Source organism: Bacillus sp. RO1, assembly GCF_012524115.1.
GTDB lineage: Bacteria > Bacillota > Bacilli > Bacillales > Bacillaceae_I > Sutcliffiella_A.
The window spans coordinates 18,233-31,536 of the sequence record NZ_JAAZWB010000087.1 but is presented as its reverse complement, the minus strand read 5'-3'; the positions used below and the strand labels follow the sequence as shown (position 1 = coordinate 31,536).

Annotated in this window: 9 protein-coding genes; all 9 read left to right on the top strand. The window is 43.8% G+C overall.

What is annotated here, in order from left to right; genetic code table 11:
- Positions 1-5 precede the first annotated feature (5 nt).
- The 9 genes from HC179_RS16940 (at position 6) to odhB (ending at position 13,301) form a co-directional block, all read left to right on the top strand.
- Positions 6-2,027: an McrB family protein gene (locus HC179_RS16940; protein WP_168865385.1), complete on the top strand. Its 2,022-nt coding sequence runs from the start codon at positions 6-8 to the stop codon at positions 2,025-2,027.
- Positions 2,011-3,759: a DUF2357 domain-containing protein gene (locus HC179_RS16935; RefSeq protein WP_168865384.1), complete on the top strand. Its 1,749-nt coding sequence runs from the start codon at positions 2,011-2,013 to the stop codon at positions 3,757-3,759. The genes HC179_RS16940 and HC179_RS16935 overlap by 17 nt, the downstream gene beginning before the upstream one ends.
- A 327-nt stretch (positions 3,760-4,086) precedes the next feature.
- Entirely contained in the window at positions 4,087-4,449 is a 363-nt protein-coding gene (locus HC179_RS16930; RefSeq protein ID WP_168865383.1) for a PH domain-containing protein, read from the top strand.
- A 93-nt stretch (positions 4,450-4,542) separates the two neighbouring features.
- Positions 4,543-5,616, top strand: coding sequence for a PLL family lectin (locus HC179_RS20935; RefSeq protein WP_205825371.1), 1,074 nt, complete (start codon positions 4,543-4,545; stop codon positions 5,614-5,616).
- A gap of 109 nt (positions 5,617-5,725) precedes the next feature.
- Positions 5,726-6,403 (top strand): GntR family transcriptional regulator, encoded by a 678-nt coding sequence (locus HC179_RS16920; RefSeq protein WP_168865382.1) that lies wholly within the window; start codon positions 5,726-5,728, stop codon positions 6,401-6,403.
- A 22-nt stretch (positions 6,404-6,425) separates the two neighbouring features.
- Positions 6,426-7,037 carry a sterol desaturase family protein gene (locus HC179_RS16915; protein ID WP_168865381.1) on the top strand — a complete coding sequence of 204 codons (612 nt, stop codon included), beginning with the start codon at positions 6,426-6,428 and terminating at the stop codon, positions 7,035-7,037.
- Positions 7,038-7,273: 236 nt separating this feature from the next.
- Positions 7,274-8,779: a glycine betaine uptake BCCT transporter gene (locus HC179_RS16910; RefSeq protein WP_240948563.1), complete on the top strand. Its 1,506-nt coding sequence runs from the start codon at positions 7,274-7,276 to the stop codon at positions 8,777-8,779.
- 377 nt (positions 8,780-9,156) lie between these two features.
- Positions 9,157-12,033 carry a 2-oxoglutarate dehydrogenase E1 component gene (locus HC179_RS16905; RefSeq protein ID WP_168865379.1) on the top strand — a complete coding sequence of 959 codons (2,877 nt, stop codon included), beginning with the start codon at positions 9,157-9,159 and terminating at the stop codon, positions 12,031-12,033.
- Positions 12,030-13,301 carry a 2-oxoglutarate dehydrogenase complex dihydrolipoyllysine-residue succinyltransferase gene (gene odhB / locus HC179_RS16900; RefSeq protein ID WP_168865378.1) on the top strand — a complete coding sequence of 424 codons (1,272 nt, stop codon included), beginning with the start codon at positions 12,030-12,032 and terminating at the stop codon, positions 13,299-13,301. The genes HC179_RS16905 and odhB overlap by 4 nt, the downstream gene beginning before the upstream one ends.
- Positions 13,302-13,304: the final 3 nt, after the last annotated feature.

Below are 13,304 nucleotides of genomic sequence, written 5' to 3'. Positions count from 1 at the left end.
GAGCGATGAATAAGGTTTGGGAAAATGACTTAGTTGGTGTGCTGGCAGATGTCGATCAGAGCGAGTTGCTCTACAGGGACTCGATACTAATAAATAAGCAGGACAGTCTCCAGTTTTTTGTCCGGATCATTTCACAGCCTGCCGAAAGCTTTCCGAATGTCAAAGCGGTGACAGGATTCTATTCTGATTTGGAAAAATGGGGATTTGAGGATGATTATACGCAGCCGGAATTTATCCGAAAAGAAAAGTTACGAGAATGGCTTGATGATCGGCTGTTAATTTTCAAGGTGGAAAAACGCATTCGTTACAATCATGAAGAAGTGTATAACATGTTCGGGGTACGGGTGATGCCTAAGCTTCCAAGCTATGAAAAGGATTTAAAGTTAATTCCTGTTCCTATTTTCAGCAAAAAAGTAAATGGGATGGAGCAGGATGTATTTATCTCAAGGCTTGTGGAGAAGAAGTTCGTCGGCCGTATTACGGAAGTGTCGCATGAGGCGAACGACACACCGCCGATTGTATTGTGGAGAGAAGAAACGGAAGAAGACGAGCAGTTTACCGTTTATGGAGTATTGGAAAAACATCAGTATGCACATGGTGGATTCAACTTTGAATTGCGCGATGAGTTGAAGAGGCTTACCTTGGAGGAGGAATGGCTGGATGAGTTCTACATAACGGATGAGAGCCCGCATGTTGCATTTGTACCAATTGGGCTCTTTCAAAAGTTACTGCATCTTTTAGAAGAACAAGATGCGGTGCAGGTGGCAGATTCCTCTGACCGAGAGACCCTCCCTCTAGAGGTGGCAGTTTCCTCTTTAGACAAACAAACCTCACCTGAAATTCAAAGCGGCAGGCAGGAGGTTGCCGTTTCGGTTATGGAAAAGCCGACAAGCGAAAATAGCGTACCTGTCCCAAAAGGAAATGAGAAGGAGCAGGAGTTTTTGGAGCTTCTATTTAGCCACACGCAGGATGCGGGACTCATTTATCGGAAAGAGAATCTAATTAATTTTCACACTTCCATGAAGTCGTCTTCTCTTGTCATTTTGTCAGGAATGAGTGGAACTGGCAAGACAAAATTGGTGGAATTGTATAGCCAGTCACTTGGTTTAAAAGGAGAGCAGCTTACTGTCATTCCAGTAAGCCCGTCTTGGACATCGGATTCAGATTTAATCGGCTATGCGGATACGCTGAACATGGTGTATCGTCCTGGGGATTCGGGGCTGATCAATGCGCTTCGTAAGGCGGAAGATGACAAGGATAAACTGTATATCATCTGTTTTGATGAGATGAACTTGGCAAGAGTGGAGCATTATTTCTCCCAGTTCTTATCGATTTTGGAGATGGATCATGGGAAGCGTGTGCTCAGGTTATATAACGATGATTTGGAGAGCAGATTGTACAATTCCGCGCAATACCCACCGACCATCGTTATTCGTGAAAACGTTCTGTTTGTCGGCACGGTCAATATGGATGAGTCTACCTATCATTTTTCAGATAAAGTATTAGATCGTGCGAATGTCCTGTCGTTAGATGTGATGCCATTCACCGAGATGAAACAGCTTCCGGAAAAGAAAAAAGGGATGGTCGCACGGGCAGATGAAGTGGATTATGATACGTTTGAATCTTTTCAATATAAAAATAGAGGCTTAAGTCTTCATGATGATGAACTGGGATTGTTATGGGAAGTACATCAGTTGATGCAGAGTGTGAACAAGCAAGTCGGGGTGGGGCCGCGGATTGTAAAGCAGATTGATCAGTATTTGGGCAATCTTCCGGCGCAGGAATATATTTTACGAGAGGATGCTTTTGACCTCCAAGTTGTCCAACGTGTTTTGACAAAAGTGAGGGGGTCCGAAGATCAGCTTCGAGACTTGCTTGGTCGATATAACCGTGAAAAGGATACCGTAGAAGGCAGTTTAATCATTCGGTTATTTGACCGCTACTCGAATATTTCCATCTTCAAGGAGAGCAGAAATGTCATTAAACAAAAAGCGAAAGAGCTGAAATATAATGGATACACCATGTAGCACGCAGCCTTTTTCGGTTATTTTCACACATGTTTTTCAAAATGGATCTCGGGAGGATACGGAGGTTCAAAGCTTTGTAGAGCACCTTTCTGACTGGGATGAAGCCGTACATGTTTACACGGAGATAAGAGAGAACGTCAATCTTGAGCTTCGTTTTCGATGTCAAGACTCAGGTGCAAGATGTTATATGGACGGATTTGATGGGCTCGGGGATGATAGGTTGCTGGTTGATCAGGAGTCAGAGGAGAATTATCTTGGCTGCGATGGAATGGTGACACTTTTCAGGCATTCCACATCAGACAATTATTATCCTTATATTCCCGGCCTGTACAGCTTGAGGGTGGAAACGTCGGATGGGAGGACGTTCTACACGCTAGTAAAGGTCATATCTAACAGACTTTTTGACGATCAGCTTGCAACGATGCGCTCTGAAGTGGAGGAGAAGCTAAAGGGTGTTGCACTAGACGTCATTCGCAAACAGCATAGTCCGAAAAGTTTAACGGCACTCCGGATTGATCCGAAGTTGTTTCGGCAGTATCAAATGTTGCAGCATTATTTTACAGATATCTATGCAATTGTTTCCGATCTTGCGCAAAGGGTGAGGTCATCAGTTGCGAAGGAATACCAGATGCAACCTGCTGAGATGCCGGCGCATGTGGACGTTGTGTCCATTCAGCATCGGCTGAAGCGGCCTGACACGATGAACTTGGTGAAATCGGTGCAAAAGCGGATAAATTATGACCTGCCGGAAAATCAGATGTTAAAATCTATTTTAGAAAAGTGGAATCAATTATTGCATGAATTTGTAGCATGTATGGACACGACCATTAAAGGGTTATCAAGTCGAAAGGATTACTCGTTCTCCATATCCCTTCCATTGGAGAGGAAGCGTCGCCTAGTGGAGGAATTGAAAGAATATCGCGGAAAAGCGATGCGAATGAGTGGTGCGTTAAATCTTGTGAAATCCAGTCACTGGTATCGAGAGGTGTCTTATAAAAAGGCACTTTCGGTTCCAATGGTGATGTTTGTGGATGTTCGATACCGAAAGCTATATCAAATTGATCAAGCTCTTCAGGGAGAGGAGATTCCGGTTCATACTGGGCTTGGCCAGCAGTGGAAACGGACCGACCAGTTATATGAGATTTGGGGTTGGCTGCAGGTGGTGGATGTTTTTGGCGCTGGGACCACTGGAGAGCATGGTGAACTTGGAGGCCTCAAGATAACTAGTGAGCCTCTCGCAAAGGATAATATGATTCAATATAGGTTTGGTGATATTTCTCTGCATATTACCTATGACGGAACCATCCCGAGCAATCCGGAAGCAACGGATAAATGGACGGTCCCTGTCTACACCACCGGTACGAATAATAACCCGGATGTGCGGATGGATTTGTTCTTACAGGAAGTTTATATCGGCACCATTATGATGGACATGAAGTATCGCAAGCGCCATGCGCTGACAGATTCAATGAGACAGCTGACGAGTTATGCCGATAATGTGAGGTCTCCCTATATTTACGGGAAAAAGCGTTGGCAGAAGTATCGACCTGTTCATCAGGTGCTTGTGTTCTATCCAGAAAAGCACGGTGGCATCGAAGTGGAAGAACTGGACGGAAAGAGTATCAGTCTTGTCCCATTGACTCCTGCTGAGGATCAGACAGTTTTTCAGGAGACATTGAGGTGGCTTGTGGCGGAGATGCTGTTGGAGGCAGAGGAGGAAGGGATACGGTAGTGACCTGGCTGAAAGGACAGAGGGGGATGAAGGATTCTGTGACAAAGCTCCCGTTTTGGGGAGCTTTGTTTTTTGTTAAGTAGGCTAAAATGGATATATTAGTTTTACAATGGATAAATGACTTTTACGATGGATATAAATTTTTTACAATGGATAAATCCCCTTTTACAACGGATAAATCATTTTTACAATGGATAAGACCATTGGTTGGTGTTTTCCGCTAAAAAACCACCTCCCATTTTCCGATAAAACACCCTCTTCCATGGAGGATTCACCCATCGTTTATATAATACTATTAATATAGTTGAAATAAAGGAGGATGAAAGCATGGCAGTGAACACACTTATGACATGGACCTTCATGTCAGAAACAGCTGTAACTCGAGACATTGAGGATATTTTAATAGAAGGGGAAAGGGCAGAAATTGCTTACAAAACTATCCGTGATGTAGCTGTTGTCACCAATAAACGAATTATTATTGCGGATCGTCAAGGTCTTACTGGCAAAAAAGTTGAGATGTACACCATTCCTTTTAAATCTATTGTGATGTACTCTTCGGAAAACGGAGGTACGTTTGATACCAACGCGGAGCTTGAGCTTTGGACAAAGGCAGGTACCTTCAAGCTGAATATTAACAAGAAAGTGGACATTCGCAAATTAGACCGATTAATTGCTGAGCAAATCCTATAAACCTTACTCTCATTAATCAAATAGACCATGCACCTCCCCACACTCTTTCTGCATAAGTTATTAGGCAGAAGTCTAGTTAGGGGAGGTTTTTAAATGTTTTCACATCAGAATTTTGGTCAAAATCCTTATGCATATCGGCAAACGCCAACTGATGAGCGGCTGATTTTTTTCTATCCTCGTCCAAGGCCATATTATCCTTATCCTTATTATTATCCATATTATCCGGCGCCATATTATTATCCATATTACTACCCTCGCCCACGTCCTTATCCGTACTATAGAGATGACGAAAATGAGATGCGGGCCAGCTGGCGAGAGTGGGAGGATCTTGGCTCGCCTTTACTTGGGATGAAAGGGGCACCTGCTGTTTCATCATGGTCTGCCAATCGTCTTGACACATTTGTGCGTGGAGAAGACAATCGTTTATGGCAAAAGTTCTGGAACGGAAGGCGCTGGAGTCGATGGAATGACCTTGGCGCACCACGAGGCGGCTTGAGAAGTTCTCCGGCAGCTGTATCTTGGGGACAGAACCGGATTGATGCGTTTGCCCGCGGTGCCAATGAAGGAATGTGGCACAAATGGTGGGATGGACAGCGTTGGAGTCAGTGGGAGGATCTTGGCGCACCTCGTGGCGGCTTTAAAGGAACACCATCTGTATCTTCTTGGTCTGTCAACCGTTTAGACTGCTTTGTACAAGGAATGGACAATAACATGTGGCACAAGTGGTGGGACGGATCTAGCTGGAGTCAGTGGGAAAATCTCGGCTCTCCGCGAGGCGGCTTGACGGGATCCCCAGGGGCAGTGTCATGGGGGCCAAACCGCATCGATTGCTTTGTCAGAGGATTGAATGAGCGTATGTGGCACAAATGGTGGGACGGTAGAAGCTGGAGTCAGTGGGAGAATCTCGGTACCCCAAGAGGTGGATTTGAAGGAGCACCAGCTGCAGCATCATGGTCACCAAATCGGATTGATGTTTTTGTAAAAGGCGATGATAACCGCATGTGGCAGAAGTATTGGAATGGCCAACGTTGGAGTGAGTGGGGCAATCTTGGTGCACCTCGTGGTGGTGTGCGATCCCATCCAGCAGCCGTGTCTTGGGGAATGGGCCGAATTGATACTTTTGTAAGAGGCAACAACAAGAAAATGTGGCACAAGTGGTACGCTTAATTAACAGAAAATTATTGAAATTAATAAAAGTTGGAGATAAACTGGTAATACCAAACATAAATTTGGTATTACCAGTTTTATTTTTATAAAAGGAGGGGCTCTCATCCATATGCGAATAAGCGATAAAGTCGAAAAGCTATTTATTCAAAAAATCCTAAAGGAAGAATTCCCATCAGGCAAACAGATACCATCGGAACGTGAACTCGCAACGACATTTGAAGTGGGGCGACCAGTCATTCGTGAAGTACTGCAACGGCTTGAACGCGATGGATGGCTCACGATCCGCCATAACCAACGTGCTACCGTGAATGATTATTGGAAAGAGGGAAACCTCATGACAATCGCCCACATTTTGAATGAAGAGGACAGTATTCCGAACGAATTTATCATCCATCTCCTCGAGCTGAGAAAAAATCTTTCTCCTTCCTATGTAAAAGGAGCGGTCTTACATAAACCTATGGAGGTCATATCTTTATTAAAAGAAAGCGAAAGGGTGGAGGATAATCCGGTTTCTTTTGCTGAGTACGACTGGCGTCTTCAAAGAGGGCTTGCAGCTGCTGCGCCGAATCCTATTTATCTTCTGATCCTTAATAGCTTCGGGCATCTTTATCTTAATCTTGCAACCTACTACTTCCATGATGCCTCCAATAGGGAAGCCTCAAAAAACTATTACATGAAGCTGATGAAAGCTGCTTTAGAAAAAGACGGGAACAAGGCGGAACAGCTTGTTCATAACATGATGGAGGAAAGCATCAAGATGTGGGAGGAACAAACCGCTGTAAAATAATATAAAACTAGGGGGAAGAGAGATGAAGGGGTACTACAGAGAATTCTTTTTGTTTCCGGATATCACCATTTTAATGCTACTGATTGTTGCGAGTATGGGGTGGCAGGTTTGGAGTGGGTTGACTTGGGGAGCGTTAGCGGTTTTTGCGTTTGGAATGCTGACCTTCATGTTCAGCGAGTATCTTACACACCGGTTTGTGTTTCACTTGAAGCCGCCGAAACATCCATTTTTACTTAAAATGTTAAAACGTCTCCATTATGACCACCATACTCACCCGAATGATTTGCATTTATTATTTTTACCACTTTGGTATAGCTTACCCAATCTGTCGGTACTTGCTGTTATCTTCTATTTAATTGCTGGCAGCTGGGGATTGACGGTTGCATTTGCAAGTGGGTTGATGATGATGCTCTTTCTTTATGAGTGGAAGCACTATGTTGCACACCGTCCCATCAAACCCCGAACGAAATTTGGCAAATGGGTGAAAAAGACTCATATTCTTCATCACTATAAAAATGAGAATTTTTGGTACGGGGTGTCTACGCCTTTTGTGGATGTACTGTTTGGCACACTCAAAAATGAGAAAGATGTGGAAACGAGCAAAACGGCGAAAGATTTGGAAAAACGAGTGTAAATACAAACCCGGGAGGATGCCCCTTTCCACAGTAAAGCTCGAAAATAGAAGCATCGTTTACCATTCGGTAGCAATCCTCCCCTTTTGAAAGGTGAGTGGGCCTCGAAGGTATATACTGCCGAATATACTGGAATATCATTCCTCCTCCCTTTTTCCAATCTATCAGTATTGTGGTTTAATTAATAGGCATTGTAGGGAATAGTTTAAAGATTATAAAAAAAGGGATGTTGATGCTTATGGACAGGTCAGTTTTTAAAATTTCGGTGGGGATAGCCGTATTGTTTGTATTAATAGGTGTTTTAATTCCAGAACAGCTTGGAAATGCGATGGGAATTGCGCAAGCTTTTGTTTTGGAAACGTTTGGGTGGTTTTATCAATTAGTTGCCACGTTCTTCCTCTTATTTGCCGCATTCATGATCTTCAGTAAATATGGAAAAATAAAACTCGGAAAAAAAGATGATAAGCCTGAATACAATCGCCCGACATGGTTTGCGATGCTTTTTTCCGCCGGGATGGGAATTGGGTTGCTCTTCTATGGCGTATCAGAGCCAATTTCTCACTTTGCGGCACCGCCACTTGGTGAAGGAAGCACGGAACAGTCTGCAATCTTAGGGATGAGATATACATGGTTGCATTGGGGGCTTCATGCTTGGGCCATTTACGCAATCGTTGCGATGGCGCTTGCCTATCAAAAATTCAAAAATAATGCACCTGGATTGATGAGTGCAACACTTCGCCCTGTACTTGGTGAAAAGGTGAAAGGACCTATTGGGAAAACAATTGATGTTGTTGCCGTATTTGCTACATTGTTCGGCGTAGCGGCATCACTTGGACTAGGTTCGCAACAGATAAATGCCGGGCTGGAGTATTTAGTCGGCATTCCGAATAACTTTATGGTACAGTTCATCATCATGGCTGTTATCACTGTACTTTTCATCGTTTCAGCAACTACAGGTATTTCAAAGGGAATCAAGTACTTGAGCAATATTAATATGTCACTTGCGGTTGTGCTGTTTTTGGCCATGCTGATTCTTGGACCAACTCTTTTCTTATTAAATATGTTCACTACTACCTTAGGAAGCTATGTTCAAAATGTAGCATTGATGGGCTTGCGATTATCACCTTTTGATGCCACTGAAGCTGCATGGACACAAGGCTGGACCGTATTTTACTGGGCTTGGTGGATATCTTGGACACCATTTGTCGGTATGTTCATTGCACGTGTTTCTAGGGGAAGAACCATCAGGGAGTTTACAATAGCCGTTCTTCTTGTACCGAGTCTGGTTTGTGCCCTTTGGTTTACTGTTTTTGGAGGAACCGGGATACATTTAGAATTTGTTCAAGGTCTGAATGTCTCGGATCAAAGTCTAGAAACGGCATTATTCTATGTTTTTGAACAGCTGCCTTTTGGAGCGCTGTTATCCGTATTAACGGTAGCGTTAATCACCACATTCTTCGTCACATCTGCTGATTCCGCCACCTTTGTCTTGGGAATGCAGACAACTGGCGGGAAACTGAACCCTCCAAATAAAATTAAAGTCGTATGGGGAATTATCCTAGTCGCTTCAACGCTAGTGCTGATGGCCTCAGGAGGACTGGCTGGTTTACAGACTGCAATCATTGTTAGTGCCCTGCCTTTAACATTTATCGTTTTAGTTATGTGCTATGGGTTGTTAAAGGAGCTAAACAAAGAGTGGAAGCTTGAAAAAGGTAGAGATAAGGAAGTTAAAAAAGTAAGTTGAGAATAGAGGCCTGCCTAAATTTTGGGCAGGCCTTTTGCGTATGGATACCACTACCAACACCCCTTAAAGCGTTAAAGGGACTTGGAACCCACGCTCATCCACGATAATAATTTCATATTCACCCGAACCCCAAAGATATCTTTATTTATTTATAATATTCTGAAAAAACCTTTATTTCCAGTATAAAAGAAAATTTGTCCAAAATATGAAAACGTTTTTATGGTAAATAGAAAGTTTTTTCTGTATAATTTAAGTGTGAAAGTAATAGGCAAGGGTATAAGATTTATAGATGATCTAATTTAGTACCTGAACCTTTATATAGTAACTATTTCAGAGGCATTTTAAAACGTCACAGCCTAAGATGGAGGCATATAATAATGAGTAAGGTCGAAGTTGAACAAATTTGGGAGCGCTTTTATGGACCAAATATGGGTTATGTGTATGACATGTATGAAAAGTACCAACAAGATCCGGAATCAGTAGACGGATCTATTCGTGCGCTTTTTGAAGAACTGGGCCAACCGCCTGGAATGGATTCCATTTCCATTTCTAACGAAAAAGCAGCAATCGGGGCAATCAGCCCTCAAGCTGTACCTCAAATGGCAATCAAAAAAGTAATCTCTGCCAACAAGCTTCTGCGTAATATACGTGAGCTTGGGCACCTTGCTGCCAACATTAATCCCCTGCACAAGGAGCCGCAAGATGATGTTGGTTTCCTTGACGTAGAGACATACGGATTAAGCAAACAGGACCTTGTGCAAATTCCAGTTGATCTTGTATGGGAAGCTGCACCAGAGGCAATTTCTAATGCTTGGGAGGCATACGAGCACCTAAAGCGCATTTATACAGGGACGATTGCTTACGAATTCGGCCATATTCATGATGAGGAAGAGCAAACATGGCTGAACTCATATATTGAGAATACGAGAATTGAGCGTCCGTTCACTAAAGAACAGCGAGTTGAACTTCTTGAAAGGTTGATATCGGTTGATGGCTTCGAAAAGTTTTTACATAAAACTTTCGTTGGCCAGAAGCGTTTCTCGATCGAAGGGTTGGATATGCTTGTACCGATGTTTGACAAATTAATTCAGTCCGGCTGTGAAGATGGAACGAAAAATATCAGCATCGGTATGGCGCACCGTGGGCGTTTGAATGTACTTGCGCATGTTCTTGGTAAGCCTTACGAGTTGATTTTCTCTGAATTCCACCACTCACCAAATAAGGAGCTGGTTCCTTCTGAAGGTTCCCGAGGAATCAACTTTGGTTGGTCGGGCGATGTAAAGTACCATATGGGTGCGGACCGTCAAGTGACAGGTGAAAAGGAACAAGTGGTGCGCATCAATCTTGCTCACAACCCTAGTCACTTAGAATTTGTCAATCCTGTTGTTCAAGGGGTGGCACGTGCTTCCCAGGAAGACCGTTCGGAAAAAGGTTATCCAAAACAGAACAAGCAGTCTTCCTTCAGTGTTCTAGTACACGGAGATGCAGCGTTCCCTGGTGAAGGTGTCGTTGCTGAAACGTTAAACCTGACAAAGCTTAAGGGATATGCAACAGGTGGAACAATCCATATCATTGCAAACAATCTGTTAGGATTCACTACAAACTACGGGGATTCCCGATCCACGAAATATGCAAGTGATCTTGCAAAAGGGTATGAGATCCCGGTCATCCATGTGAATGCGGACGATCCAGAAAGCTGTCTGGCAGTTATGGTGTTTGCTTATGAATACCGTAAGAAATTCAAAAAAGATATCGTGATTGATCTTATTGGTTACCGTCGTTTCGGGCACAACGAAATGGATGACGCCAATGTGACGCAACCACTTTTATATGAAAAAATCAATAACCATCCGGTAATTGCTGAGATGTACGGTAAAGAGCTTGTTAACAGAGGCATCCTTTCTGAGGAAGAAGTCACAGCGAAGAAGACAGAATTTATGCAGAAGCTGCAAGGAATTTTCGATGAACTCCGCAAAGAGGACGAAGGCAATGTGAAAATTAAGCAGGTTCCAAAGCCAATCAGTGATCAAGTTCCTGAGCTGGAAACGGCAGTGCCGGAAGACTTGTTGAAATCCATCAACAGCAACCTGGTGAAGTTCCCGGAAACGTTTACTGTATATCCAAAGCTTGGTCGTATTTTGAAAAAGCGTGAAAGTCTACTTGCAAACGAAAACAAAGTGGACTGGTCCTTAGGTGAGACACTTGCTTTTGCATCCATTCTTGCGGACGGCACGCCAATCCGTTTAACAGGACAAGATAGTGAGCGCGGAACGTTCTCACACCGTCACCTTGTGTTGCACGATAATAAAACGGGAGAGCGCTTCATTCCGTTGCATGAACTACCGGAAGCAAAAGCTTCTCTATCCCTATACAACAGTCCGTTATCTGAGACGGCAGTTCTAGGTTTTGATTACGGATATAGTGTACAATCCCCTGAGTCCCTTGTCATTTGGGAAGCACAGTTTGGTGATTTCGTAAACGTAGCTCAAGTAATCATTGACCAATTCATCGCATCCGGAAGAGCGAAGTGGGGTCAGAAATCTAGTCTTGTCATGCTTCTGCCTCACGGTTATGAAGGACAAGGACCGGAGCATTCCAGCGGACGCGTGGAGCGTTTCTTGAACTCTGCTGCAGAGAACAACTGGATTGTGGCGAATGTGACAAGTGCTGCACAGTACTTCCACCTACTAAGAAGACAGGCTAAGCTGACGACGAAAGAAGATGCAAGACCACTTATCGTCATGACACCGAAGAGCTTATTGCGTAACGCAATGACAATCTCAGATGTGTCTGAACTGACAGAAGGCAGCTTCAAGCTGTTGGTGGAAGAAAAGCGTACAGGTCAAAACAAAGATAAAGTGAAGCGACTTGCATTATGTACAGGAAAAGTGGCGATTGACCTCGCTTCTAAAGTGGATGAAATGGGCAGTGAAGAAGTGGAAGCCCTTCATATCGCACGCGTGGAGCAATTATACCCATTCCCTCATAAGGAAGTAGAAGAGCTTGCCGCACAATTTCCTAACCTAGAAGAGATTGTATGGGTTCAGGAAGAGCCGAAGAACATGGGTGCATGGCCGGTTGTGAAAGCAAACCTTCATGAAATAGCAAATGTCGGCATCTCTGTGGATTACATTGGACGTCCAAAGCGATCCAGTCCGGCAACAGGTGAGCCACACATTCATAAACAAGAACAAGCATGGATTGTTGAAGATACAGTGAACGTACACAAAGGGCTTGGAGGGGAAAACAAATGATCGAAATTAAAGTGCCAGAACTAGCAGAATCAATTACAGAAGGTACAATAGCAGAATGGACAGTTAAAACAGGTGACGCAATTGAAAAGGGAGAAACAATTGCAGAGCTTGAAACAGATAAGGTAAACGTAGAAATCAAAAGTGACTTCAGCGGGGTAATCCAAGAGCTTTTAGCAGAACCAGGTGACAATGTTGTTGTAGGACAAGTCATTGCGAAGCTTGGAGAAGAAGGCACAAGCGCTGCTACTGAAGCAGCACCGAAAGCAGAAGCACCGAAAACAGAAGAGGCTCCTAAAGCTGAGCCTGCTAAGGAAGCAACACCTGCCGCAGAGGAAAAGAGAACTGGGAAGTCCAGAACAGTTGCTTCACCTGCAGCACGCAAAAAAGCAAGAGAACTTGGCATCGATCTTGACGAAGTTTCCTTCCGAGATCCAATGGGACGCGTTCGTGTAGAAGATGTGGAAGCACACAACCAAGCTAAAAACGCACCAAAGGCCGAAGCTCCATCCAAGCCAGCAGCTGCACCATCTAAACCTGCTGCAGCAACGCCGGTTCAGGACGACGCACGTGTAGAGCGCATCAAAATGAGCAGAAGACGTCAAACAATCGCTAAGCGTCTAGTAGAAGCACAGCACACAGCAGCGATGCTAACGACATTCAATGAGGTTGATATGACGGCAGTAATGGACGTTCGTAACCGTCGTAAAGATGCTTTCTTTAAAAAGAATGGTGTCAAACTCGGCTTCATGTCTTTCTTTACAAAAGCGGTTATCGGCGCGCTTAAATCTTTCCCATTGTTAAATGCGGAAATCCAAGGCGACGAAATTCTGTTAAAGAAATTTTATGACATTGGTGTAGCTGTATCAACAGAAGAAGGACTAGTAGTACCTGTTGTACGCGACGCTGACAAACTAAGCTTCGCCGGTATTGAAAAAGAAATCGGTGACCTTGGTAAAAAGGCTCGTGACAATTCCTTAGGATTAAAAGATCTTCAAGGTGGTACGTTCACCATTACTAACGGTGGAATATTCGGTTCTCTTTATTCCACTCCTATCCTAAACACACCACAGGTTGGTATTCTTGGAATGCACACCATCCAACGCCGTCCTGTCGTTGTGGATGACAACGATACAGTGGAAGTAAGACCGATGATGTATATCGCTCTTTCTTACGATCACCGTATCGTCGATGGAAAAGATGCTGTACAGTTCTTAGTACGTGTTAAACAATTGCTAGAAGATCCGGAAGACTTATTGTTGGAAGGTTGATAG